Below are 25,119 nucleotides of genomic sequence, written 5' to 3' on the forward strand. Positions count from 1 at the left end.
ATAATCTGTATCAAAGGGCGTGAAACAAAGTGGAGGAAAAAGGGAAAAAGGGGCGTATGGATTACACGCTTCTGTTGATTGTTGTTCTCCTGGTTGTGATCGGACTGGTGATCTTATACAGTACCAGTGCATATAACGGGCAGGTGAAATTTCATGATTCCTTTTACTATCTGAAAAAGCAGGCGTTTGCGACGGTGCTTGGAATTGTACTGATGCTGTTCGTGGCAGGGATGGATTACCACATCTGGCAGAGACTGGCAGTATTTGGTTATCTGGCAGCAGTTGCACTTTCGGTTGCGGTCATGTTGTTTGGCAGAGAAATTAACGGGTCCAAAAGATGGTTAGCTTTGGGCCCGTTTTCTTTTCAGCCATCAGAATTTGCGAAAGTTGCACTGATTCTTTTTCTGGCGGATCTTGTGACGAAGAACGTAAAAACAATCGGAAAAATGTGGACACTTTGCAGGATCATGTTCTGGATCCTTCCAATCGTGGGAATTGTGGGAGCGAGTAATTTAAGCACGGCGATCATTATTCTGGGAATCGGTGTGATCCTGATCTTTGTGGCAAGCCCGAAGTATGCGCAATTTGCCTTGATGGGAATCGCAGGCGCCTGCTTTATGGGGATTTTTCTTGCCCTTGAAAGCTATCGGCTGGAACGGCTTGCTATCTGGAGAAATCCGGAAAAATATGAAAAGGGTTATCAGACTCTGCAGGGGCTTTACGCGATTGGATCCGGAGGAGTATTCGGAGTCGGGATCGGAAACAGTGTGCAGAAGCTGGGATTTGTACCTGAGGCACAGAATGATATGATCTTTTCAATTATTTGTGAAGAGCTTGGACTCGCAGGTGCTGGGATTATCGTTTTTCTGTTTCTGCTTCTGATCTGGCGCTTTTTCCTGATCGCATCCGGAAGCAGGGATCTTTTTGGTGCGCTGATCGCGACCGGAGCGATGGCACATATGATGATTCAGGTTATTTTAAATATTGCAGTTGTGACGAACACAATTCCGAATACGGGGATTACACTTCCTTTTATCAGTTATGGAGGAACATCGGTGATGTTTCTTTTAATTGAAATGGGACTTGTGCTAAGTGTGTCACAAGTGGTAGACTAAACAGGAGATATACAAATGACGGAAGGAGGAAGATGCCTGATGGGATGATACAGAAAGAAAGGAAAAAGAGAATCATAAAGCAGACTGCCATGAAAGCCATTCTGGTCATTATTTTGGTTTGCATAGCTATGATTACGTTTCTTTTACTCTTTCAAGTGCGGAAAATCGAAGTATCAGGAAATCAGTATCTTAGCAGACAGGAGATTGCAGACTGGGTGCAGGATGATAATTGGTCTTCCAATTCTCTGTATGTGATGATCAGGAACCACCTGATGAATCACGAGCTGCTTCCGGCAATGGAAGAGGCAAATGTGACGATGAAGAATCCGTGGACTGTGAAGGTGACGATCAAAGAGAAGCGTGTGGCCGGTTATATCGTGTCAGGTGATGAATGTATTTATTTTGACAAGGATGGTATCGTACTTGCAAAGACAAAGGAACTGTGGGATGGGATCCCGTGCATTGAAGGGCTGGAAGTAAAGAAAGTACAGCTTTACAAAGCACTTCCGGTCAGCAAGGCGAACAAAAAAGCATTTGGAAACCTTCTGGATATGACGATGACACTGAAAAAATGTGATCTCGCGCCGGATAAGATTGTTTGTTCCGGTTCAGATCTGTATCTTTTTTTTGGAAACAAATGCGTCAATGTCGGGCACACGAATCTGGAAGAACGGATCATGCAGATATCGCCGATCCTTGAGAAGCTGGGAGATCAGGGAGGAACCCTGCATCTGGAAGATTTTAACACAGATAATATTACAATTACCTTCGAAAAAGATGTGATTCCGGACCTTGGGACATAATCTGTGTCAAGTGAATAAAAAAATAGGAAAATATACAAAATTCTATTGATATTTTTCGGAAAAAAATATATTATAGTCTTATGTATAACTAAGCGCATATTGACATTTAGGGTGTATAATATAATAAGGTGACGAAGGAGGAGAAACTCTTGTTAGAAATTAAAACAAATGAATCAGAAGCAGCAGCTAAAATAATTGTAGTCGGTGTAGGTGGCGGCGGAAACAATGCAGTCAACCGCATGATCGATGAACAGATTGCAGGTGTTGAATTTATTGCAATCAATACAGACAAACAGGCTCTTCAGTTATGTAAAGCTCCGACTCTTATGCAGATCGGAGACAAGCTTACAAAGGGTCTTGGTGCAGGGGCTAAACCGGAGATCGGTGAAAAAGCAGCTGAGGAAAGTGCCGAAGAGATCCAGTCAGCACTCAAGGGAGCTGATATGGTATTTGTTACCTGTGGTATGGGTGGCGGAACAGGAACAGGAGCAACTCCTGTTGTTGCGCGTATTGCCAAAGAGCAGGGAGCACTTACTGTTGGCGTTGTAACCAAGCCTTTCAAATTCGAATCCAAGACAAGAATGAACAACGCTCTTGCCGGAATCGAAAAATTAAAAGAAAATGTAGATACACTTATCGTTATTCCGAATGATAAGCTTCTTGAAATTGTAGACAGAAGAACAACTATGCCGGAAGCACTTAAGAAAGCTGATGAAGTTCTTCAGCAGGGTATCCAGGGTATTACAGACCTGATCAATGTACCTTCACTGATCAACCTTGACTTTGCCGATGTACAGACAGTTATGACAGATAAAGGAATTGCTCATATTGGTATCGGACAGGGCAAAGGTGATGACAAGGCTCTTGAAGCAGTTAAGCAGGCAGTTGCCAGCCCTCTGCTTGAGACAACCATCGCAGGTGCATCTCACGTTATCATCAACATTTCAGGTGACATCACACTTATGGATGCGAGTGATGCAGCAGAATATGTACAGGATCTTGCAGGTGAAGATGCAAACATCATCTTCGGTGCAATGTATGATGATTCCAAGTCAGATGAAGCAACTATCACAGTTATCGCAACAGGTCTTCACAATGTAGGTGGAACACAGAGCAAGCTTCAGTCAAGACTGGAACATAAAGCAGCTATGATGAACGGTGGATCTGGAATGGGAGCAAGCAATATTTCACGTCCACAGTTTAATCCGGGAGAATACAGCAATGTAGAAAGACCGGTATACGGAGGCAGACCGGTACAGCAGCAGACTACACAGGTACCACCGCTTCAGAGTGCAAGAACTCCACAGAGCAAGGTGAAAGAGCAGTCTATCAAGATTCCGGATTTCTTCAAGAAATAAGAATGAAATAACAGGGAAGCAGTAAGAAATTACTGTTTCCCTGTTTTTCATAATTTACTGTTCATAGCGTACCATTTCGCGTCGCAGTCTCTGCATAATTTTCTTTTCAAGTCTTGATATGTAAGACTGGGAGATTCCAAGAAGATCGGCCACTTCTTTCTGCGTTTTTTCTTCCCCGTCGGGGGTTCCGAGTCCGAATCGCATCTGCACGATTACCCTTTCCCTGTTTGAAAGCCGTCCGATGGCTTTCCCAAGAAGTTTGTGTTCTGCTTCGGTTTCCATATCACGATAAATGGTATCTTCTTCAGTTCCAAGAATATCGGAGAGAAGAAGTTCATTTCCATCCCAGTCAACATTGAGCGGTTCATCGATGGAGACCTCCAGTTTGGTCTTGTTATTCCGGCGCAGATACATGAGGATCTCATTTTCAATACAACGGGAGGCATAGGTGGCAAGTTTGATATTTTTCTCTGGATTGAAGGTATTGATTGCTTTGATCAGTCCAATCGTGCCGATGGAGATCAGGTCTTCTACGCCTACACCGGTATTGTCAAATTTTTTCGCTATATATACAACCAGACGCAGGTTATGTTCAATAAGAAGCTTTTTTCCTTCTTCATCCTGCCCGCCTCCGAGAAGGGAAATGGCATGACCTTCTTCTTCACTGCTAAGTGGGAGCGGCAGGATATCTGTCCCTCCTATGTAATGGATTTCCTGCTTTTCCGGGAAGAAAACACTGCGGAAAGAGGGAATCATTTTCAATTTAAAACAATCTGAAACAGCAACTTTTATCATCATTATAATCCTCCTAACAATCTTCAGGATGCAATAGCATTTCATATTTTCCGTTTCCAAAATTCTTCTGTTCGGAAATACCGATCAGTGGAGAATGGATCAAAAATTCAGATTCTCCTGTTATTCTCATCTTCTTGACAGAAAAAACAGGAAGAATACTGGTCGTCTTCTGTATAGTCCGGTACGGGATGTACCGGAGTCTTCCAGGTGAGATTTGGGAAGAAATCTTCTGACAGGCGTCTTTGCTGATAATATGAACCGGCTTTCCGGTCAGTGGATCAGAAAGATGATTACCACTGTCCAGAAAGGCTTTCAGATGAAAATCTTTTCCATTTACAGTTAAAATCACATCAAAACTATGATCTTGTGATTTCCATAGTTTCTTTAGAAACAAAAGTCCATGATATAAAAGAAAAAAACCACAGATGCCAAGGGTGAAAAGAAAAGATATGATCCGGAAAAATTTTCCAAAATAAAGACGGAGCCAACTCATGATACCTCCAAGAAGAAAGCTTGCAAGATAGAGCAGAATCCATGCTTTGAAAAAAACGGGAAATGTCCGGATTTTCAATCCGATCACTGTCATACAGGAATTTACCAGGAAAAACAGCAGGATATAGCGGGTCCATACCGGGCATGGAAAAAATAAAATGGCACAGGTCAGTAGTGAACTGGTAAAGGAACCGGCAAGAAGACTTCCATAAGTGGCAGAACATGGAAATACTTTTTTTACTGCCAGAAGAATCAGAAAATCCATCATCATATTTTCCAGAAACAATACATCCAGATATACTTCATACTGCATAGTCTTATCCTTCTTTCTCTTTAGCTGCTAAATAGATTTGGTACTTAAGCATGCTTTATTATAGAAAAGATGTGTTTCAGATTTTGTCAGAAGATGGGAAAAACAGAATAATTTTATTCGACATGCTGAAATGCTGGATTTTTTTAAAGAATTGTCGAAAAAGACAGAAAAAGACCGGCGTTCCATGTCGGAAGCCGGTCTCTGGAAAGATAAGATCGGTATTTATCTGTCGTCACGATCCCATTTGTCGGCAAGATTCTGGATCTGTGACTCGAATTTTGCAAGATCTTTGTTTGCAAGACCTTCATTTTTAAGCACAACATCCATGAGGTGTTTGGCTGCCGCAACCACGCGGTTGAATGCAGTAAGAGCACGTGCTTTGGCCGGCTTTTCAACTGCTTTTTTCGGAAGCCTGATACCTTCAGAAAGGATGGTATCGGTTGCGAGATCAACACAGCCTCCGGAGTATGGTGCAAATGCCGGAATGCCGAAACGGTCTGTGATGGTAGCAGCGAAAGAATCTGTAACCGAATCCTCTCCATGTACAACAAAGATGTGGGATGGTTTCTCTTTGAATCCATCAATCCAGTTCAGAAGACCATTCATATCGGCATGTCCGCTGATCCCTGCAAGGACTTCAATACGGGCATTAACCTCTACATTTTCGCCAAAGAGCCGGACTGATTCCGGTTTGCTTTCGACAAGCTTGCGACCAAGAGTGCCAACTGCCTGATAGCCTACGAAGAGGATCGTGCATTCTTTTCTCCAGAGGTTGTGTTTCAGATGATGGCGGATACGGCCGGCTTCACACATTCCGGAAGCAGAGATGATTACTTTTGGTTTGTCATTGAAGTTGATCATTTTAGATTCTTCACTGGTGATCGTGGTTTTCAGTCCCTGGAAAAGAAGAGGGTTGATTCCTTTACTTATCAGAGCCATTGCATCCTCATCAAAGCAGGACTGTACATTTTTCTGGAAAACGTTGGTTGCTTCGATCGCCAGAGGACTGTCTACATAAACCTCAAAATTCTGATATTCCGGCAAAAGATTATTTTCTTTGATCTCACGGATAAAGTATAAAAGCTCCTGGGTTCTTCCTACTGCGAAAGATGGAATGACTACATTTCCACCTTTGGCAAAGGTTTCGCGCAGGACTCTGGTAAGATCCTTAATATAATCCGGTTTTACAGTAGAATGGACCCGGTTTCCGTAGGTGGATTCGATGACAAGATAATCGGCTGCATCCACATGCTGCGGATCTTTGATGATCGGCTGGTCAATATTTCCGACATCTCCGGAAAATACGATTTTTTTGCTTACACCGTCTTCTGTGATCCAGACTTCAATGCAGGAAGAACCAAGCAGATGACCGACATCTGTGAAGCGGAGTTCGATTCCTTCACAGAGCTGGATCGTCTGGTTATAATCGATCGGCGCAAGAAGTGCGACTGCATTCATGGCGTCCTGTACAGTATAAAGTGGTTCGTAAAGCGGAGCACCGGAACGAAGTGCCTTTCGGTTCCGCCATTCTGCTTCGGATTCCTGGATATGTGCACTGTCACGGAGCATAATGCTGCACAGATCAGAGGTGGCGAATGTACAGATGATTTCTCCTTTAAAACCATTTTTTACAAGCAGAGGAATCTTGCCGGAATGGTCAATGTGTGCATGCGTTAAGAGGATATAGTCGATCATGGAAGGATTGATCGGGATTTCCTGATTCTCATACAGATCAGGTCCCTGTTCCAGTCCACAGTCTATTAGAATATGTTTTCCACATGCTTCAAGATAATGGCAGCTTCCAGTTACTTCATGGGCGGCACCGATAAAAGTAAGTTTCATATACTCAACCCCTTTGCGTAAAAATTATTTTAGTATATTATACTATAATTTAAAGAAAAATGATAGAAAATCAGACAATATTACTAAGATGTATATTCTTTCAGAAGAGTATGGGAAAAGTCAAGGAGCGATATTTTTAATATTTTAGTGGGAATCGAATAAATAAAAACAGTTTTGAGAAAAATTTATACCAGTAAAGATTTGGAGGTTTATTGAGATGGTACTTAATAAAGTAGAAATCTGTGGTGTAAATACAGCAAAGCTTCCCCTGCTTAGCGACAGGGAAAAAGAGGTGCTTTTTGAGAAGATCAAAGCGGGGGATGAGGAGGCAAAAGAACAGTATATCAAAGGAAATCTGCGTCTGGTACTCAGTGTGATCAAACGCTTTTCGGGAAGCAGTGAAAATCCGGATGATCTGTTTCAGATCGGGTGCATCGGACTGATCAAGGCAATCAATAATTTCAATCCGGAGCTGGAAGTAAAATTTTCAACTTATGCGGTACCGATGATCATTGGAGAAATCCGGCGGTTCATCCGGGACAATAATTCGATCCGTGTTAGCAGGTCACTTCGTGATACGGCATATAAAGCCATTTACGCGAAAGAAAATTATGTCAAAGTAAACCAGAAAGAACCTACTGTTCAGGAAATTGCAGAGGAAATCGGGATCGCAAAGGAAGAGATCGTCTATGCGCTGGATGCGATCCAGATGCCGGTCAGCTTAAATGAGCCGGTATATAATGACAATGGAGATGCTATGTATGTGATGGACCAGATCAGTGACAAAAGGAACAAAGAAGACAGATGGGTGGAGAAGCTGTCTCTTCAGGCGGCAATGGACCGACTCGGAAAAAGGGAGAAGCATATTATCAGACTTCGTTTTTTTGAAGGAAAAACGCAGATGGAGGTAGCAGAAGAAATCGGAATCTCACAGGCACAGGTAAGCCGCCTGGAAAAGAATGCACTCAGGGCTATGCGACAATATCTGCGAAGTGAATAGAAAAATAGAGATTTCCAGTTGAAATTTGTCAAGGTTCATACTATTATAATCATAGAACAGAAGAACAGGAGAATAGCAATGTATAAAGCGTGTATTTTTGACTTGGATGGAACTTTGACAAATACGCTGGATTCGCTGACTTATTCAACGAATAAGACGTTAGAAGAAATGGGACTTGAGACGATTACCAAAGACCAGTGCCGAAGCTTCGTTGGGGATGGAGCCAGATGCCTTATGGAACGTGCACTTAGTGCGTCCGGAGACACAGAGCTTAAGAGGATTGAAGAAGGTATGGAAGTGTACAGCAGAATCTTTGGAGAAAATTGTATGTACCATGTACGTCCTTATGATGGTGTTGTTCAGATGTTAGATTCACTGAAGAAGAAGGGAATAAAGATTGCAGTATTTTCCAACAAACCACATTTGCAGGCGATCGATGTAGTGGAAAGTACATTTGGAAAAGGATATTTTGACCATATTCAGGGGCAGTCGGGTGAATTTCCGAAGAAACCGGATCCGGAAGGACTTCTGTGGATACTTGATAAATTAGGGGTATCGCCGGAAGAAGGAATATACATAGGAGACTCGGATGTAGATATGAAGACAGGGAAGGCTGCCGGTATGTTTACAGTCGGAGCAGAATGGGGATTCCGGACCAAAGAACTTCTTGTGGAGACAGGAGCAGATGCAACAATTGCACATGCTGAAGAATTGCTTAACTATTTATAGTTCAGATGAGAAAATTTTTCTGTGAGAAAGATAAGGGAGGGTTGCCTGTATGTATGAGTATGATGAAGAATGTCTGCAGACATTCCTGAATATGCAGTCACAGCTTTTTGATGAGCCGGTTGCAGAGACACTGGAAGAGGCAGAAGCGTTTTTGGAAGACTGTATGGCGGTTGTTGTAGATTCTATCAAGGATGTGAGAGATTATCTGGATGAAAGCGGAGCGGACATCAGTGGTATGAGTGATGAAGAGCTGGAAGAGGCTTCAGAAGTATTCGCACTTCCGAACGGACAGTATCTGATCGTGGAAGGTTAATAAAAGGAAAAGAGCTGCGGCATCAGTTGGTTGCCGCAGCTTTTTTGAGCGCATCACGGATGGTGTTGAGAAGAAGCTGAGAAGTATAGGGACTGTCACTTGAAAGCGTAAGATGATCAAGGGACTGGGATTTACAGATCTGGTCAGCCAGATTCTCAAGAGATGGCTGAAGAAGAGGATACATGGCAGTTACCGTCTCACTTAGATTGGAAATGCGGATGGAATTGATAGAGGTGTCAGAGACAGAAACTTCCAGTTCCAGATCTTCATTTCCGAGTGTAAAAGAAGAGGTATAAACGCCGGGAGTATATTTTTTGTCGGATACAGAGGAATGCCGGTCTCCGGAGAACATAAAGAATAAAAGGCAGAGGATGAGAATACCTAAAGTGGCAAAAATAACAGTATAGATAATTTCTTTCATGTGAAGTACGATGATTTTTGTTTTGGAATTCATAAAGAACCTCCTTAGGCAGTATGGAATTTCGGCAGGTTATGCCGCTTAATAAACTATATGAAAAGAAAAAATAGTTTATGCATGAGAAATGCGTGACAAAAGAGAAAGGATTTAGTAGAATCAGGAAAGAGAAAAAGCAGAGGTGAATAGAATGTTTATAATTGCAGGACTTGGAAACCCGGATGAAAAGTATCAGGGGACAAGACATAATGTTGGATTTGATGTGGTGGACCGCCTGGCGGAGAAATACCAGATAGCAGTCGATACTAAAAAACACCGTGCCCTCATCGGAAAAGGAGTGATCGAGGGACAGAAAGTGCTTCTTGTGAAGCCGCAGACTTATATGAACCTGAGTGGAGAGAGTATCCGTAGTCTGGTGGAATATTACAAGATCGATCCGGAAGAAGAACTTCTTGTAATTTATGATGATATCAGTCTGGAAGTCGGACAACTCAGGATCCGCAGAAAAGGAAGTGCCGGTGGACATAACGGAATCAAAAATATCATTGCCAATTTAGGAAGTAGTGTATTTCCACGGATCAAGGTAGGTGTGGGAGAAAAACCGAAAGGATATGATCTTGCTGATTATGTTCTTGGAAAATTTTCCAAAGAGGACCGTGTACTTATGGAAGAAGGATATGATCTTGCCTGTGAAGCTTCTGCTCTGATCTTGCAGGGAGCAATCGATCAGGCAATGAACGAATATAACCAGAAAAAGAAAGAATAAGAGGAGGCAAAAAGCGATGCATGCACTTACGGCTCCTTTATCTGAACTGGCAGAGATTGAAGAAATCTGTGAAGAGCGTGGACGGGAACCGGGCATGCTGCTTCTTTCCGGGTGTGTGACATCACAGAAAACGCATTTGATGTATGCGCTTGGAAAAGATTATGGGCATACATTGATCGTTCTTTCCAGTGAAGATAAAGCAAAAAAATTATACGAAGAATATCGTTTTTTAAATGAAAATACCAGCTATTATCCGGCAAAGGATCTCCTTTTTTATCAGGCAGATATCCACGGAAAACAGCTGGTCAAACAGCGGATGGAAACCTTGCAGATGATGATGGAGGTAAAAAGTCAGGTTACGGTCATTACAACGATTGACGGATTCATGGATGAACTGCCATCGGAAGCAGAAATAAAAGGGGACATTCTGACCATTTCCAATGGGGAGGCGCTGGAATTTGAATCGCTGAAGGAGAAGATCATAAAACTTGGATATGACAGGGAAGCCCAGGTGGATGGTCCGGGGCAGTTTGCAGTTCGTGGTGGGATCATTGATATTTACCCACTTACCGAGGAATTGCCGATCCGTATTGAATTCTGGGGAGATGAAGTGGATTCAATACGGACTTTTGACGTGGACAGCCAGAGATCTGTAGAGAATCTGGAACAGATCGTTATTTATCCGGCAGATGACAGACTGGGAAGTGACCGGAAAGTTTCTTTTATCAACTACTTTGATCCGAAGGACACACTGGTGTTCCTGGATGAACCAGCAAGGCTTCTGGAAAAAGGGCGTCTGGCAGAAAATGAAGTGGAAAAAGCGAGAGAGAACCGTGCAGAAGAAATGGAAAGGACCGGGGAAATGGAAGAAGCTCCGGAATTTTTTACGACTGATGAAATTATAAAATTTCTGAACAAATTCTGTATGATCGGGATGTGTGCTCTGGAAATGAAATGTAAGCCATTTTTTGTGAAAAAGCGGTTTGGGATCCAGGCAAAAAGCGTTAACCCGTATAACAGCAGCTTTGAGATGCTGACACAGGATCTCAAAAGACTGAAAAGGAACGGATACCGGGCGGTTCTGATTTCTGGGTCCAGAACAAGGGCAAAACGTCTGGCAGAGGATCTACGTGATTATGATCTGAGCAGTTTTTACAGTGAGGATCAGGAACGAGAAGTGAATCCAGGGGAGATCATGGTATGCTACGGGCATATAGAAGTCGGATACGAGTACCCGATGATTAAGTTTATTGTCATATCTGAGTCAGATATTTTTGGAAAGACAAAGAAGAAAAAGAAACGAAAAAGTTATGATGGACAGAAAATAAGCAGCTTTTCGGATCTGAAACCGGGAGACTATGTAGTGCATGAGAATCATGGACTTGGAATCTACCGGGGAATTGAAAAGATAGAAGTTGATAAGGTGACAAAGGATTATATGAAGATTTCGTATGCTGATGGTGGAAATCTTTATATTCTTACCACACAGCTTGACCAGATCCAGAAGTATGCCAGTGCAGATGCTAAAAAGCCGAAACTTAACAAACTTGGAGGACAGGAATGGCATCGCACGAAGAGCAAGGTAAAGACAGCAGTCTGGCAGATTGCCAAAGATCTGGTGGAACTCTATGCAGTACGGCAGTCCAAAGAAGGATTTGTCTATGAAAAGGACACGGTCTGGCAGAAAGAATTTGAAGAAATGTTTCCGTTTGAGGAAACGGAGGATCAACAGCTTGCAATCGAGGCAACAAAACGGGATATGGAAAGTCCAAAGATCATGGACCGTCTGATCTGTGGGGATGTGGGATTTGGAAAGACAGAGATTGCAATCCGGGCAGCATTCAAGGCAGTGCAGGAGAACAAGCAGGTTGTCTATCTGGTCCCTACTACGATTCTTGCACAGCAGCATTACAACACTTTTGTGCAACGGATGAAAGAATTTCCGGTAAGGGTGGATCTGTTATGCCGTTTCCGCACACCTGCACAACAGAAAAAAACGATCGAAGATTTGAAAAAGGGACAGGTTGATATCATCATCGGAACCCACCGGGTATTGAGTAAGGATGTGGCATTTAAAGATCTGGGACTTCTGATCATTGATGAGGAACAGCGTTTTGGAGTACAGCATAAAGAAAAGATCAAAAAGCTGAAGGAAAATATTGATGTTCTGACACTTACGGCAACACCGATTCCCCGAACGCTTCATATGAGTCTGATCGGGATCCGTGACATGAGTGTGCTGGAAGAAGCACCAGTTGACCGGATGCCGATCCAGACCTATGTGATGGAGGAGAATGATGAGATGGTCCGGGAGGCAATCGAAAGAGAAATTTCCCGCCAGGGACAGGTGTACTATGTCTATAACCGTGTCCAGGATATAGCTGAAATGGCAGCGAAGATCCAGAAACTTGTGCCGGATGCAAATGTGGCATATGCACACGGGCAGATGCGGGAACACAAGTTAGAAGATATTATGTACGATTTCATCAATGGAGAAATTGATGTTCTGGTATCGACGACGATCATCGAGACCGGTCTTGACATTTCCAATGCCAATACCATGATCATCCATGATGCAGATCGGATGGGACTCTCCCAGCTTTATCAGCTACGTGGAAGAGTTGGAAGATCGAACCGTATGGCATATGCATTTCTTTTGTACAGAAGAGACAAAATGCTCCGGGAGGTTGCAGAAAAACGTCTTTCGGCAATTCGTGAGTTTACAGATCTTGGCTCTGGTGTAAAAATCGCCATGCGGGATCTGGAAATCCGTGGGGCAGGAAACCTGCTTGGGGAGGAACAGCATGGACATATGGATGCAGTGGGATACGATCTTTACTGTAAGATGTTAAGTGAGGCAGTCCGTCACCTGAAGGGAGAGATCCCGGAAGAAACCTATGCGACAACCGTGGATCTGAATATTGATGCTTATATTCCGACATCTTATATTCCGAATGAGTATCAGAAGCTGGATATCTATAAACGGATCGCAGCAATTGAGACAGAAGAAGAACAGGAAGATATGCTAGAAGAACTGATTGACCGTTTCGGCGATCCACCACGCAAGGTGCAGCAGCTTCTGATGATCGCGCAGCTGAAGGCGAAAGCACATGCGGCTTATGTAATTTCGGTAGAGCAAAAAGGCGATGAATACAAATTTACCATGTATGAGAAGGCAAGGGTAAATGTAGCAAAGATTCCGGAACTGTTGGCAAAATATAAGGGAGAACTGACATTTAAGACAGATGCAGAAAATCCATATTTTATTTATTGTAAACTTCGGAAAAATAAAAAAGAAAAAGCAGAGCAGATTCTTGAAAATGCAGGAAAAATTGTCGAAGATATACAGGGACTTGTTGAAGAATAATGTGTATTTTTTATGAAAAAGATTGCCAGTAAGGTAAAAAAAAGATATACTATACGAGTGCATAGTGAAGAAGTGTTACAATGGAGAGAAGATCAAGGAGGAAATTTTATAAATGAAAAAAAGAGTGGTTGCCTGTATACTGGCAGTTGCCTGCATTGCATCTTTAAACGGATGTGGAAGCAAGTTTAACGGACAGGATACAGTGGTAGAAGTCGGAGATGAGAAAGTGACTGCAGATGTGGCGAACTTTTTTGCAAGATATCAGCAGGCGCAGTTTGAAACAACATATAGCAGTTATCTGGGAGATGATTTTTGGGGAAAAGAAGTTACAGACGGAAAGACTTACGAAGAGAATTATAAGGATTCAATCATGGATTCTCTGGAAGAAATGTATATTCTGGATGAGCACAAGGATGATTATAAAGTTTCGCTAAGTGATGATGAGGAAAAAAGCATCGAGGATGCTGCGAAGAAATTTACTGACAGCAATGACAGTGCTGCAAAAGATGCAGTATCGGGCGATGAAAAGACGGTAAAGAAAGTACTGGAACTTCTGACACTTCAGAAGAAGATGGAAACTGCCATGACTGCGGATGTAGATACGAATGTATCCGATGAGGAAGCAGCACAGAAGAAAATGCAGTATGTGCTGTTCTCTACAAAGACAACGGGCAGTGATGGAAAGTCGACAGATATGTCAGATGACGAAAAAGCAGAAGTGAAAAAGAAAGCAGAAGATTTCCAGAAAGATGCGGCTTCGGCAGAAGATTTTTCTGTATTTGCAACAGCAGTAGGTGCATCAGCCACCGATCTGACATTTGACTCGGATACGACATCGCCAAACGAAGATCTGATCAAAGCTGCTGATAAGTTAAAAGAAGGCGAAGTAACAGACGTGATCGAAGCAGACAATGGCTATTATGTTGCAAAAGTAGTCAGCCTTCTTGACCGTGATGCAACGGATACCAAGAAAGAGTCCATTGTATCACAGAGAAAGAGTGACCAGTATCAGTCAATTTGTAAGAAATGGAAAAAGAAGACGGATATTAAAGTACATAAAAAAGTATGGAATACGATCAGTTTTGCTGATCAGGGCGTAACGGTTAAGAGCACGACCGAAGATACAGATACATCTTCAGACTCTTCATCAAAATAAGCGTCTGACTTAACAACAGGAAAGTACGACAGGAGGAGAGATTAGGATGGAATCAATAGGTATAGTATTGAAGGATATCATGGGAAACAGTGCGGTATTTATAGCAGGAAAAGAAGCCGTGATTGTTTCGGCGGTATCAATTGTTATATCAGTTTTCATTGGAATTTTAGGTTTGAAGCTGATCCGTGTCTGGAATGCAGTGATTGGATTCGTTGCAGGGGCATTGCTTGGATTTGCCGTGACATATCTTATGGGACTGGAAGTTGTTCCGGTACTGATCGCAGCCGGTGTTGCGGGTTTGGTTTTTGCAATACTGAACAGTGTATTTAAGAAATTCGGAGCTTTCTGGGTATGCTTTCTGGGAATGGCTGGCACAGTACTTGCGATTACAAATGCGGGAAACTGGATCATGCTGGCAGTCTGCGGAGCAGTCGGACTGATTTTCGCAATCCTTGCGATGATCTGGTTTGAACCGTTTGTGATTATTGCGACGGCATTAGCAGGCGGTTTTGGAGCAGGAATGATGATCTATGATCTGGCAGGTCTGAAAAATGTGATTTTCATGTGGATCATTTCGATTGTGATTACATTTATCGGAATCGTGATCCAGTTTATCATGAAGTCAAGTGAGATCAACAAGAAGCAGGTTCGAAGAGCAAATGCGATCAAGAAAGAAACATCAAAAGAAGAAGAAATAGAGATGGCAAGAACCATGCTGATCGATCTGGATGATGATGACGAGGATGAAGAATAGATAAGATGGATGAGAGGATGTATCAGAATGTGATACATCCTCTTTTGTATCTGATCAGGAATGGCTGGAAGAAACCGGTATTTCTTGCAGCGTTATAAAAAAAGAGGTATAATAAAAATAGTATCAACGATATAAGATCTGGAGATGAAAATATGAAGATAGATATGCATTGTCATGTAAGAGAAGGATCAATTGACAGCAAAGTGCCGATTGAAGAATTTATTAAAAAGCTGCAGTCTAAAGGCATTGGCGGAATGCTGGTTACAGATCATGACACCTATAATGGATATCGGCACTGGAAGAATACGATCAAAGGGAGAAAATACAAAGATTTTGTCGTATTGAAAGGAATAGAGTATGATACACTGGATGCGGGGCACATTCTGATCATTATGCCACAGGGAGTAAAGATGCGCCTTCTGGAGCTGAGAGGGCTTCCGCTTTCGCTGCTGATTGATTTTGTGCATCACAATGGAGGAATCTGTGGACCGGCACATCCGTGTGGGGAAAAGTATCTGAGTTTTACGAATACGAAAAGATGGCAGAAATCTCCGGAGTTGATTGAAAAATTTGATTTTATAGAGACTTTCAATGCATGTGAGCCACCACAGTCCAATGAAGGGGCGAAGTATCTTGCTGAAAAATATGGAAAACCGGGGACCGGAGGAAGTGATGCGCATAAGCTGGACTGCGTCGGCATGGGGTATACGGAATTTCCGGTACGGATTGAGACAGAGCTGGATCTGATCCGGCAGATCAGGGAAAAAGGAGAGATCCAGTCCGGTGGGGAGTATTACACGAAGACGACAAAAGACAAAATTGGAAAATTCAATAAACTTCTGATCTTTTCTTTCTGGTTTTATAACCGGGGTGGTGCACTTCTGAAAAAGCACACACGCAAAAAGAAGATCAATAAAGAACAGCCACTTGATGCAATCGATCCAATCGAGATTCCGTATCTGGACAAGATCAAGAGGAAACATTAGTGAGTGGCAAAATTTACTTTTGACACTCACATCATAATTTTAAAGATAAAAAATCCATCTGATTTCTTTTTTTAAAAGAAAACCAGATGGATTTTTTACAGCCTGTTATTTTTTGAGAGACATTTCCTTCAGTTTGTTTCTAAGATCTTCAAAGGATTCTTTGTAGTTGCGGCTCTGCATTTTCGGGAAAGCTTTCATGATACGCTTCTGCATATGAGAAGTTGCTTTGACATTTTCCAGGTAGCTTCTGCGAAGAAGAGTAATCCGTTCTTTTACTTCGTCAGAAACATCGGCAAGGGTGTCTGAAATTGCTTCCTGTTTTTCGGAAATAGCAGATTTAAATTCTTCCTGCTTCTCAGATACAGTATCTTTGAACTCTTCCTGTTTTTCCATAGCTGTAATGGTGCGCTTGTAGATTGATTCACCAAGCTTGTCGGAAATCTGATGAAGTTCGTCTGCAATGGCCTGCATTTTTTCAAGACGTTTGTTGAGCTTCAGGATACCGGATGCTGTTACATAGAGATCGGCAAGTCCGGCAATCACCAGAATACATACAAGAATGATACCGACAAGGAAAGGAATGTGTGAGAGCAGTGTGTCAATCAGTGGATGGAATACATCTACGATGAAAACACAGAACACTCCCCAGATCAGAGAAAACAAAAGGCACACATATCCATTCAGATTGAGCGGCATATTAGAATAATCCCACCATTTGTTATGGAAAACCTTTTCGAGAATGAACCCGGTCAGCCATTCGATTGCAGTAACAAGAATAGCACTTCCGAGATATAGCAGGAGCAGGTTGGAACGAAGCGGTGTCAGAAAATGAATGACTGCAACCACGCCGAAACCGTATACCGGACAGATCGGGCCATTTAAGAATCCACGGTTGACAAAACGATGTTCTTTAAAAGCGGCAAACGCAACTTCTGTACACCAGCCTAAAAAGGCATATATAAAGAAGCACTGAAATAAATAATATAGATGCTGTGCAGTCATAAAAAACCTCCTTGAGTCTGCTGCAAAAAAATATGTAATCCTTTATATTATATACAGAAAGGAAAGATGTGTAAACGGAAAAATGTGCTATACTGAAAACATGACATGGAAGGAGCTGGTAAAATGCTGGAAGAAATGATGCCAAGATGGGTTCCGACAGAAAATGTAAATGGATTTGAAATCTGTCCCGGACTGTATCGTGATGAGGGTGCGACTGCATTTCAGTCGGCAGTTAATTTTACAGTGCATTCAAAAGGGGCAGTGACATGTGCACTTCTTCTGTTTCACAGAAAGGAACCGGAACCTTATGCGGTGATCCCATTTCCGGAAAACTGCCGGATCGGGGATGTATTTTCCATGATGGTATTCGGACTGGATATTGAAGAATTTGAATATGCGTACAGGCTGGACGGACCGTGGAAACCAAAGGAAGGTCTGCTGTTTGATAAAAAGCATATTTTACTGGATCCGTATGCAAAGGCAGTTACCGGGCAGAGTGTATGGGGAAAAGCACTAAATACAGGGGGATATCGTGCCAGAGTAGTCCGGAATAATTTCTTCTGGGGCAGTGAAAAGCCAGATAAGATCCCGATGGAAAAACTGATCATCTATGAGATGCATGTCAGGGGATTCACGAAGATGGACAAAAGTGTCCGTCATCCTGGAACCTTTGCCGGAATCAAAGAAAAAATTCCTTATCTGAAAACACTGGGGATTAATGCGGTGGAGCTAATGCCGATCTTTGAATTTGATGAACTGCAGGGGAGCCGTGAGGTTGATGGAAAGAAACTGATTGATTACTGGGGGTATAATACAGTCAGCTTTTTTGCGCCGAATACGAGCTATGCAGCATCAACGGAATACAACCGGGAAGGAGTAGAATTAAAAGAACTGATCCGAGAACTGCATGATAACCAGATTGAAGTAATCCTGGATGTGGTGTTTAACCATACGGCAGAAGGAAATGAATGCGGACCGTTTATTTCGTTTAAAGGATTTGACAATCAGATTTATTATATGTTGACACCCGATGGAAAATATTATAATTTCAGTGGCTGTGGAAATACTGTGAATTGTAATCATCCGGTGGTGATCAAAATGATCCAGGATTGTCTGCGATACTGGGTGGCAGAGTACCGGGTGGACGGCTTCCGGTTTGATCTTGCCTCGATCCTGGGAAGAAATGAGGATGGGTCACCGATGGAAAATCCACCACTCGTAAAGAATCTTGCCTATGATTCGCTGCTTGCAGACACAAAGCTGATCGCGGAGGCGTGGGATGCCGGCGGACTTTATCAGGTCGGAAGTTTTCCGGCATTCCGCAGATGGTCAGAATGGAACGGAAGATACCGGGATGACGTGCGGGAATATTTAAAAGGGGGACTTTGGGCAGCAGGAGCAGCGCTTCAGAGAATTGCCGGTTCTCCGGACATCTATGATACCAGAATCCGCGGAAAACATGCTTCTGTGAATTTCCTGACCTGCCATGATGGATTTACCCTGTATGATCTTTATTCGTATAACCAGAAGCATAATGAGGCTAATGGATGGGGAAATCTTGATGGAAGTGACGATAACCGGAGCTGGAACTGTGGGGCAGAGGGGGACACCGATCAGGTTATGGTTGTTGAACTGCGCCACCGGATGATGAAAAATGCTTTTGCGGTCCTGCTTTGCAGCAGAGGGACACCGATGTTCCTTGCAGGTGATGAGTTTGGCAATACTCAGTTCGGGAATAATAATGCCTACTGTCAGGATAACGAGATTTCCTGGCTGGACTGGACAAGAAAAGAAAAGTTTCAGGATGTATTTGATTTTTGTGCTTATATGACGGCATTTCGGAAACGGCATCCGTCGATCACAGGAGATGCAGGGGCGAGCAGTCTTGGATTTCCGGAGATCAGCTTTCACGGTGAAGTGCCGTGGAAACTGGATTTTTCCAGACCGGAGATCCGGACGGCGGCAGTCATGTTTGCCGGATATGATAATAAAATGGCAAAAGAAGACTGTGTGTATCTTCTGATGAATCCATACTGGGAAGGTGTCTGGGTAGAACTTCCACAACTTCCGGGCGGATATAGTTGGCATGTGGCGGCAAATACTGGAGATAAAAAGCAGGAAATTTATCAGAATCCGGTACGGATTTCGGAGGAAAGAATTCTTGTGGGACCGAGAAGTGTGATCGTTCTGGAGGCAGATCAACAATAAAATACTATTGACAAGCGGGTACTCTTCCTTTATAGTAAGGGTACTCGTCTTTTATATTCTCTTTTCTGACCTGAAAAGGCAGAAGGAGAAACTTTTATGAAATATATAAAGAATCATTTTGCCGGAATACTAAGTGTGATTCTGGCGGTAGTATCATTGTCGGGCAGCAGTATGCCTGTCGTATCTGCAAACTCAGCAGAGAGAATCGCAAAGAAAGAAACGATTGTAAAACTTGATGAAAAATTAGGAGCAGAGCCGGGAAAAGTGCTTGAGGAGTTAAAAAACCACGAAAAGGACGGTTATTATCTGGGAACGCCTTACAGCGGATATCCTCTGACAGCAGAGAACTGCATGCGTCCGAACGGAGCCTACGGTGGAAATGGGGCAATGAACTGTACCGGGTTTGTCGCTTATGTTCTGGAAAAATGTGGAGCGGATCTGTCAGGAATTGACAAAGGAAGTCTCCGTGGCGGCAAGGTCAATGCGAGCAACTGGTTTCATTGGATGACAGACAATGCCGTGGAATCCTATCATTACAACACCATTGAGGAGCTGCTTGCGGGCGGAAAAGCGCAAAAAGGAGATGTGATCTATTTTGAGCCGGTTTCCTGGGAGGAAGAAGATGCAGACTGCCATATCGGATTTTTCTGGGGAGATAATAGCAACGATAACCGGTTCTGGCATTCGGCATCTATTCCGTCGAGTGGCAATCAGATTTCACAGCTTGTGGCAAAATCCAGATCAACGATATATCTTTTTAAGACAACCCATAACGGAAGCCTGGAGATCATGAAGAGCTCTGCAAGGTCAGAGATTACGGCTGATAATCAGCTCTACTCACTGGAAGGGGCAGAGTATACCGTCTGTAAAAGTGGGACATCCGAGGCAGTCTGCGTAATCCGGACAGACAAGAAAGGATACGGGAAGGCAGAAAATCTGCCGGAGGGTTCCTATGACATCAAAGAGACTAAAGCACCGAAAGGTTATGTACTGGACACAAAGCTGCGGCAGATCACGGTGAATGCCGGACAGACCGTGACCTATGAGTGTCAGGATGAACCGGAAAAGACAAAGGTGGAAATCCTGCTCCGGAAGCAGGATGCGGAAACAGGGAAAGGGCAGGCGCAGGCAGGACTTTCTCTTGCGGGAGCAGAATTTCATGTGGCATTTTTTGATAGCATTTTTGACAATCAAAATGAGATCGGTGTGAAGGTGCCGCTCAGGAGTTGGAAGCTGAAGTCGGATGCGGATGGTGTGGTCCGGATGGATGAGGCGCACCTGATCAGCGGGGATCCGTTTTTTGAAAATAACGAGCTTCCGCTTGGAACGATTACGGTATGGGAGATGCATGCGCCGGAAGGGTATCTGGTGGACACCGTTACACATTGTATCAGGACTGGAACGGAGCAAAATGGAAGCTATAAAGCCCTGAAAATATGGAATCCAGTGGAAATAAAGGAAAAGCTCATCCGTGGGGACTTAAAGCTGGTGAAAGCGGCAGATAAAACCTTGAAAAGACTGGCGGATATCCCATTTCGGATCACATCGCAGGCAACTGGGGAGAGCCATGTGATCCTGACGGACAAAAACGGGGAGGCTTCGACCGGTGCGTACTGGAATCCACATACCGTCAACACGAATGAGGGGAAGACAAGTGAAGATGGGATCTGGTTTGGGGAAGGAACTCCGGATAATACAAGAGGAGCGCTTCCTTACGGAACGTATCTGGTGGAAGAACTGTCTTGTAAAAATAATGAAGACCGGATGCTGATTCCTGCGTTTGAGGTGGAAGTAACAAAGGAAATGCGAGTAATTGATCTGGGGACACTGACAAATGATGAACATCCCGTACCGGAGATCGGGACAAGAGCATCTGACCGGGAAACGGGAACGCATAACGGGAAACGGACAGAACAGGTAACGGTCATAGATCAGGTAAAATGGAAAAATCTGGAGATTGGAAAAGAATATGTAGTTAAAGGCACATTAATGGATAAGGAGACCAAAAAGCCGGTTCTTCAGGATGGAAAAGAAGTGACCGCAGAGAAAAAGCTGATCCCGGATATAGATTTCGGAGAAATTCAGATGGAATTTACGTTTGATGCAACGAAGCTTAAAGGAGAACAGGTTGTTGTATTTGAGGAAGTGTATCTGGAGGAAAAGCTGGTTGCAGCGCACGCAGATCTGGAGGACGAAGGACAGAGTGTAACCTATAAAAAGGAAAAGCCGGCAGAAGAGGAAAAACCGGAAAGTCCGGAAAAGCCAAAGGAAACTGAGAAAGCAAAGACGGTTGCAACCGGAGATGGATCTTATGTAAAGATTCTGGTATTTCTGATCGGCGTTATTCTGACCGGGGCACTGCTCCTGTGTTTTCTTCTGAGCCGGATGTGTGGACGAAAGTGGAAACGCAGATAAGGATGGCATTGCACTTGAAAGGTTCTTATGCTATAATCGCTAAATAGGAAAATACTTTAGCAGATTGCTGAAGTGAATCAGAAAGAATAAGAAGGGTGGAGAACCATGAATTTACTTTATAAGAGTACAAGAGATGCAGAAAAGACAGTAACAGCTTCCCAGGCAATCTTAAAAGGGCTGGCAGATGACGGCGGATTATTTGTACCGGTTTCGATTCCGAAGCTTCCGGTGTCGCTTGGTGAGCTCAAAGAGATGACCTATCAGGAAATCGCATATACAGTTATGAAGGAATTCCTGACAGACTTTACAGAAGAAGAGCTGAAGAGCTGTATCGCAAAGGCTTACGACAGTAAGTTTGATACCGAAGAGATTGCACCGCTTGCGAAGGTGGAGGATGCTTATTATCTGGAACTGTTCCACGGAGCAACGATCGCATTCAAAGATATGGCACTTTCCATTCTTCCGCACCTTCTGACTACTTCTGCAAAGAAGAATCAGGTGAAGAATGAGATCGTCATTCTGACTGCAACATCCGGGGATACAGGAAAAGCTGCACTTGCAGGATTTGCAGATGTAGAAGGAACAAAGATTATTGTATTCTATCCGAAGAATGGGGTAAGCCGGGTACAGGAACTTCAGATGGTGACACAGAAAGGGGACAACACTTCGGTTGTTGCAATCCACGGCAATTTTGATAATGCACAGAGCGGTGTGAAAGCAATGTTCGAGAACAAAGAGCTGGAAAAAGAGTTAAATGAAGCAGGCTACCAGTTCTCATCTGCCAACTCCATCAATATCGGACGTCTGGTTCCGCAGGTTGTATATTATGTATATGCTTATGCGAAGCTTCTTCAGAATGAAGAGATTGCGGAAGATGAAGAGATCAATGTAGTTGTACCGACCGGTAACTTTGGGAATATTCTGGCTGCATACTACGCAAAGAATATGGGAATCCCGATTGCAAAGCTGATCTGTGCATCCAATGAGAACAAAGTTCTCTATGACTTCTTCCAGACAGGAACTTATGACCGTAACCGTGAATTTGTTCTTACAACATCTCCGTCCATGGATATTCTGATCTCCAGCAACTTAGAGCGTCTGATCTACAAGATCTCAGGAGAAGATGCAAGAAAAGATACGGATCTTATGACTGAGCTGAAGACAAAGGGAAGTTACGCGATTACAGGTGAGATGAAAGCAAACCTGGCTGATTTTGCGGCAGGATATGCGACAGAAGAGCAGGTCGCAAAGACAATCCATGATGTATATGAAGATACCGGTTATGTAATGGATACCCATACGGCGGTAGCTGCAACGGTGTATAAAGCTTACAGAGAAGACAGTAAAGATGACAGAAAGACAGTAATCGCATCCACAGCAAGTCCATACAAATTTGCAGGAAGCGTTATGTCAGCGATCGATCCGAAGTATAAAGGACAGGATGATTTCAAACTGATCGAGGAGCTTCAGAAAGTATCCGGTACAGAGCTTCCGAATGCCATCAAAGAGATCATGAATGCCGAGATCCGTCACAATACGGAATGTGATGTGGATCAGATGGAGCAGACCGTTAAGAATATTCTTGGCGTAAAATAGACAGGAGAAGGCAAAAGAATGAACGGAATGGAAGGAATTTTCGGTATCATTGGTATTGGGGCAGGATTGTATAGCCTGTATGCATGGTTTCAGCTTAAATTCAAAGGAATCATCAATACATCAATTCTTGTACCAAAAGATACGAATATAAAGAAGTGTAAAGATAAGGAAGCATACAGGGCAGCAGCAGGACCGAAGCTTCTTGTGCTTGCGGTAGTGCTGATCCTGTACGGCGCAGAAGATCTGTATAATACTTACGTGCAGAGTACAGGAAAATTATTCTGGGTGATGTTAGTGCTGGTACTTGCAGTACTGGTATGGTTTGCATGGACAGTCAAAAAGCTGAATGCAAAGTATTTTTAAAATCAGATCACAAAATAAAGGAAGAGGGAAGGTGCAGACAAAAAGAGCTGCACCTTCTTATTTCATTTGGCGGAAAAATTTGTTACAATAAAAGTATTGCATGGCAGAGAAAATGTGATGGGGATAAAAGAAAATGTCATGCGAGAGATGAAATGCCGGAAGATTCCGATCCGTTTCAGGATGGAACCGTATTAAAAGAAGCATTTGACAGACTGAATAAATATGTAGTAGGGTAGATGAGATTTGATGGAAAATGTATTTGAGATATTAAAAGATTTACCAAAGCTTGGGGATTACGTTCTTTTGACAGTGGCAAAAGGATCCGCAGCCGGAGAAAAAGCAATCTTGGCAGAGAAAAAAATAATCTGGGAAAGTAAAGAAAACGGTTTCTTTTCCGCACATTTTTCAGAAGCAGGTGACTTGAAAAAATGTGGACTTTATGAAATCAGAGAGCAGCAGGTGTTTTGTGATATAATTGGAGGGCAGGAGCATCTGGTTATTTGTGGCGGTGGTCACGTATCGGTGCCGGTGATCAAAATCGGTATTATGCTTGGATGGAAGGTCACGGTTCTTGAAGATCGTCCGCAGTTTGCCGATCATGCCAGAAATGCGGGTGCAACGGAAGTGATCTGCCAGCCGTTTGAAGATGCCCTGGATCAGATCGAAGGAGACAAGGATACGTATTTTGTTGTACTGACCAGAGGTCACAGATATGATCAGGTTTGTCTGGAGAAGATCGTTGGGAAGGAACATGCTTATATCGGAATGATCGGAAGCCGGCGAAGAAGTGCGATGGTAAAGCAGAATATGATTGAAAAAGGATGCAGCCAGGAAGTAATCGGCGAGATAAAAAGTCCGATTGGTCTGAACATCGGTGCTGAGACACCAGAGGAGATCGGTGTGGCGATCATGGCGGAAATCATCGAAATAAAGAATCAGAACAAGAGAGTCTGCGGTTATCCGGAAGACTTGCTGGAAGCAATCCTGGATATCGTTCATCCGGGAAAGAAGATGCTTGCAACGATCATTACAAGAAAGGGTTCTGCACCAAGAAATGTGGGATCCAAGATGCTGATCCTGGAAGACGGCAGCTGTGTTGGAACCATCGGAGGCGGCTGTATGGAGGCAGAGGTTTTAAGAAAAGCGAGAGTCATGATGCATGAAAATAATACAGGACTAAAGACAGAATATGTGGATATGACCGGAGATGATGCGGAGGAAGAAGGCATGGTCTGCGGCGGTACGATCGAGGTGTTACTGGAACCACTCTGGAATTAAGCCTGCAAATAAAAAGTCAAGGCTAAATTGAAGAACATTGAAAATCTTATACA

At 43.2% G+C, this 25,119-nt stretch carries 22 protein-coding genes; 17 read left to right on the forward strand and 5 right to left on the reverse strand.

Annotation, left to right across the window (positions count from 1 at the left end; genetic code table 11):
* Window positions 1–29: 29 nt before the first annotated feature.
* From PGU50_RS01835 to ftsZ, 3 genes are all read left to right on the forward strand, one after another.
* On the forward strand, window positions 30–1,115 hold the full coding sequence (locus PGU50_RS01835) for an FtsW/RodA/SpoVE family cell cycle protein (RefSeq protein ID WP_270246040.1): 1,086 nt from the start codon (window positions 30–32) through the stop codon (window positions 1,113–1,115).
* 44 nt (window positions 1,116–1,159) lie between these two features.
* Entirely contained in the window at window positions 1,160–1,918 is a 759-nt protein-coding gene (locus PGU50_RS01840) for a cell division protein FtsQ/DivIB (protein ID WP_270246041.1), read from the forward strand.
* Window positions 1,919–2,067: 149 nt separating this feature from the next.
* Window positions 2,068–3,276: a cell division protein FtsZ gene (gene ftsZ, locus PGU50_RS01845; RefSeq protein WP_022220760.1), complete on the forward strand. Its 1,209-nt coding sequence runs from the start codon at window positions 2,068–2,070 to the stop codon at window positions 3,274–3,276.
* 54 nt (window positions 3,277–3,330) lie between these two features.
* On the opposite strand, the gene sigE is transcribed toward ftsZ, so the two are convergent.
* From sigE to PGU50_RS01860, 3 genes are all read right to left on the reverse strand, one after another.
* Window positions 3,331–4,074, reverse strand: a complete 744-nt coding sequence (gene sigE / locus PGU50_RS01850; RefSeq protein WP_008371883.1) for an RNA polymerase sporulation sigma factor SigE — start codon at window positions 4,072–4,074, stop codon at window positions 3,331–3,333.
* Between the two features lie 10 nt (window positions 4,075–4,084).
* Entirely contained in the window at window positions 4,085–4,876 is a 792-nt protein-coding gene (locus tag PGU50_RS01855; RefSeq protein WP_270246042.1) for a sigma-E processing peptidase SpoIIGA, read from the reverse strand.
* Window positions 4,877–5,098: 222 nt separating this feature from the next.
* Complete coding sequence (locus PGU50_RS01860) at window positions 5,099–6,718, reverse strand: MBL fold metallo-hydrolase RNA specificity domain-containing protein (RefSeq protein WP_117834438.1); 1,620 nt, start codon at window positions 6,716–6,718, stop codon at window positions 5,099–5,101.
* A 217-nt stretch (window positions 6,719–6,935) separates the two neighbouring features.
* Here PGU50_RS01860 and sigG point away from each other — a divergent pair, with 217 nt between their 5' ends.
* The 3 genes from sigG (at window position 6,936) to PGU50_RS01875 (ending at window position 8,760) form a co-directional block, all read left to right on the forward strand.
* The gene (gene sigG / locus PGU50_RS01865; protein WP_270246043.1) at window positions 6,936–7,718 is read left to right on the forward strand and encodes an RNA polymerase sporulation sigma factor SigG; all 783 of its coding nucleotides are present in this window, start codon (window positions 6,936–6,938) and stop codon (window positions 7,716–7,718) included.
* Window positions 7,719–7,796: 78 nt separating this feature from the next.
* Complete coding sequence (locus PGU50_RS01870; protein ID WP_270246044.1) at window positions 7,797–8,447, forward strand: HAD family hydrolase; 651 nt, start codon at window positions 7,797–7,799, stop codon at window positions 8,445–8,447.
* A gap of 49 nt (window positions 8,448–8,496) precedes the next feature.
* Entirely contained in the window at window positions 8,497–8,760 is a 264-nt protein-coding gene (locus tag PGU50_RS01875) for a hypothetical protein (protein ID WP_008371877.1), read from the forward strand.
* Between the two features lie 22 nt (window positions 8,761–8,782).
* Here the strand turns inward: PGU50_RS01875 and PGU50_RS01880 are convergent, their stop codons facing one another.
* On the reverse strand, window positions 8,783–9,214 hold the full coding sequence (locus tag PGU50_RS01880; protein ID WP_055246492.1) for an FMN-binding protein: 432 nt from the start codon (window positions 9,212–9,214) through the stop codon (window positions 8,783–8,785).
* 151 nt (window positions 9,215–9,365) lie between these two features.
* On the opposite strand from PGU50_RS01880, the gene pth reads away from it, so the two are divergent.
* The 5 genes from pth (at window position 9,366) to PGU50_RS01905 (ending at window position 16,204) form a co-directional block, all read left to right on the forward strand.
* Window positions 9,366–9,941, forward strand: a complete 576-nt coding sequence (gene pth, locus PGU50_RS01885) for an aminoacyl-tRNA hydrolase (RefSeq protein ID WP_270246045.1) — start codon at window positions 9,366–9,368, stop codon at window positions 9,939–9,941.
* A 16-nt stretch (window positions 9,942–9,957) separates the two neighbouring features.
* Complete coding sequence (gene mfd / locus PGU50_RS01890) at window positions 9,958–13,308, forward strand: transcription-repair coupling factor (protein ID WP_270246046.1); 3,351 nt, start codon at window positions 9,958–9,960, stop codon at window positions 13,306–13,308.
* Between the two features lie 112 nt (window positions 13,309–13,420).
* Complete coding sequence (locus PGU50_RS01895) at window positions 13,421–14,464, forward strand: peptidylprolyl isomerase (protein ID WP_117555724.1); 1,044 nt, start codon at window positions 13,421–13,423, stop codon at window positions 14,462–14,464.
* Between the two features lie 46 nt (window positions 14,465–14,510).
* Window positions 14,511–15,218: a hypothetical protein gene (locus PGU50_RS01900; RefSeq protein WP_195251603.1), complete on the forward strand. Its 708-nt coding sequence runs from the start codon at window positions 14,511–14,513 to the stop codon at window positions 15,216–15,218.
* 152 nt (window positions 15,219–15,370) lie between these two features.
* Entirely contained in the window at window positions 15,371–16,204 is an 834-nt protein-coding gene (locus tag PGU50_RS01905) for a PHP domain-containing protein (RefSeq protein ID WP_117555728.1), read from the forward strand.
* A 105-nt stretch (window positions 16,205–16,309) separates the two neighbouring features.
* On the opposite strand, the gene PGU50_RS01910 is transcribed toward PGU50_RS01905, so the two are convergent.
* Window positions 16,310–17,206: a putative ABC transporter permease gene (locus PGU50_RS01910; protein WP_117555730.1), complete on the reverse strand. Its 897-nt coding sequence runs from the start codon at window positions 17,204–17,206 to the stop codon at window positions 16,310–16,312.
* A 123-nt stretch (window positions 17,207–17,329) separates the two neighbouring features.
* On the opposite strand from PGU50_RS01910, the gene glgX reads away from it, so the two are divergent.
* The 6 genes from glgX (at window position 17,330) to PGU50_RS01940 (ending at window position 25,066) form a co-directional block, all read left to right on the forward strand.
* A complete protein-coding gene (gene glgX / locus PGU50_RS01915) occupies window positions 17,330–19,414 on the forward strand; it encodes a glycogen debranching protein GlgX (RefSeq protein WP_243272606.1) in 2,085 nt (694 codons plus the stop codon).
* 96 nt (window positions 19,415–19,510) lie between these two features.
* Window positions 19,511–21,829, forward strand: coding sequence for a VaFE repeat-containing surface-anchored protein (locus PGU50_RS01920; RefSeq protein WP_270246048.1), 2,319 nt, complete (start codon window positions 19,511–19,513; stop codon window positions 21,827–21,829).
* Window positions 21,830–21,934: 105 nt separating this feature from the next.
* A complete protein-coding gene (thrC, locus tag PGU50_RS01925) occupies window positions 21,935–23,425 on the forward strand; it encodes a threonine synthase (protein ID WP_270246050.1) in 1,491 nt (496 codons plus the stop codon).
* 18 nt (window positions 23,426–23,443) lie between these two features.
* Complete coding sequence (locus PGU50_RS01930; RefSeq protein WP_022220753.1) at window positions 23,444–23,788, forward strand: hypothetical protein; 345 nt, start codon at window positions 23,444–23,446, stop codon at window positions 23,786–23,788.
* Entirely contained in the window at window positions 23,752–24,024 is a 273-nt protein-coding gene (locus PGU50_RS01935; protein ID WP_195501969.1) for a hypothetical protein, read from the forward strand. Before PGU50_RS01930 ends, PGU50_RS01935 begins: the two co-directional genes overlap by 37 nt.
* Before the next feature lie 10 nt (window positions 24,025–24,034).
* Window positions 24,035–25,066, forward strand: coding sequence for an XdhC family protein (locus PGU50_RS01940; protein ID WP_195501968.1), 1,032 nt, complete (start codon window positions 24,035–24,037; stop codon window positions 25,064–25,066).
* The last annotated feature ends 53 nt before the right edge of the window (window positions 25,067–25,119 follow it).

Source organism: Coprococcus sp. AM11-30B (assembly GCF_027674365.1).
Lineage (GTDB): Bacteria > Bacillota > Clostridia > Lachnospirales > Lachnospiraceae > Allocoprococcus > Allocoprococcus comes.

Excerpts from the sequence above, each read along its gene's own strand:
- PGU50_RS01840 (WP_270246041.1), top strand. The coding sequence starts at position 1,160 with ATGATACAGAAAGAAAGGAAAAAGAGAATCATAAAGCAGACTGCCATG.
- sigE (WP_008371883.1), bottom strand. The coding sequence starts at position 4,074 with ATGATGATAAAAGTTGCTGTTTCAGATTGTTTTAAATTGAAAATGATT.
- PGU50_RS01855 (WP_270246042.1), bottom strand. The coding sequence starts at position 4,876 with ATGCAGTATGAAGTATATCTGGATGTATTGTTTCTGGAAAATATGATG.
- PGU50_RS01860 (WP_117834438.1), bottom strand. The coding sequence starts at position 6,718 with ATGAAACTTACTTTTATCGGTGCCGCCCATGAAGTAACTGGAAGCTGC.
- sigG (WP_270246043.1), top strand. The coding sequence starts at position 6,936 with ATGGTACTTAATAAAGTAGAAATCTGTGGTGTAAATACAGCAAAGCTT.
- PGU50_RS01870 (WP_270246044.1), top strand. The coding sequence starts at position 7,797 with ATGTATAAAGCGTGTATTTTTGACTTGGATGGAACTTTGACAAATACG.
- PGU50_RS01875 (WP_008371877.1), top strand. The coding sequence starts at position 8,497 with ATGTATGAGTATGATGAAGAATGTCTGCAGACATTCCTGAATATGCAG.
- PGU50_RS01880 (WP_055246492.1), bottom strand. The coding sequence starts at position 9,214 with ATGAATTCCAAAACAAAAATCATCGTACTTCACATGAAAGAAATTATC.
- pth (WP_270246045.1), top strand. The coding sequence starts at position 9,366 with ATGTTTATAATTGCAGGACTTGGAAACCCGGATGAAAAGTATCAGGGG.
- mfd (WP_270246046.1), top strand. The coding sequence starts at position 9,958 with ATGCATGCACTTACGGCTCCTTTATCTGAACTGGCAGAGATTGAAGAA.
- PGU50_RS01895 (WP_117555724.1), top strand. The coding sequence starts at position 13,421 with ATGAAAAAAAGAGTGGTTGCCTGTATACTGGCAGTTGCCTGCATTGCA.
- PGU50_RS01900 (WP_195251603.1), top strand. The coding sequence starts at position 14,511 with ATGGAATCAATAGGTATAGTATTGAAGGATATCATGGGAAACAGTGCG.
- PGU50_RS01905 (WP_117555728.1), top strand. The coding sequence starts at position 15,371 with ATGAAGATAGATATGCATTGTCATGTAAGAGAAGGATCAATTGACAGC.
- PGU50_RS01910 (WP_117555730.1), bottom strand. The coding sequence starts at position 17,206 with ATGACTGCACAGCATCTATATTATTTATTTCAGTGCTTCTTTATATAT.
- glgX (WP_243272606.1), top strand. The coding sequence starts at position 17,330 with ATGCTGGAAGAAATGATGCCAAGATGGGTTCCGACAGAAAATGTAAAT.
- PGU50_RS01920 (WP_270246048.1), top strand. The coding sequence starts at position 19,511 with ATGAAATATATAAAGAATCATTTTGCCGGAATACTAAGTGTGATTCTG.
- thrC (WP_270246050.1), top strand. The coding sequence starts at position 21,935 with ATGAATTTACTTTATAAGAGTACAAGAGATGCAGAAAAGACAGTAACA.
- PGU50_RS01930 (WP_022220753.1), top strand. The coding sequence starts at position 23,444 with ATGAACGGAATGGAAGGAATTTTCGGTATCATTGGTATTGGGGCAGGA.
- PGU50_RS01935 (WP_195501969.1), top strand. The coding sequence starts at position 23,752 with ATGGACAGTCAAAAAGCTGAATGCAAAGTATTTTTAAAATCAGATCAC.
- PGU50_RS01940 (WP_195501968.1), top strand. The coding sequence starts at position 24,035 with ATGGAAAATGTATTTGAGATATTAAAAGATTTACCAAAGCTTGGGGAT.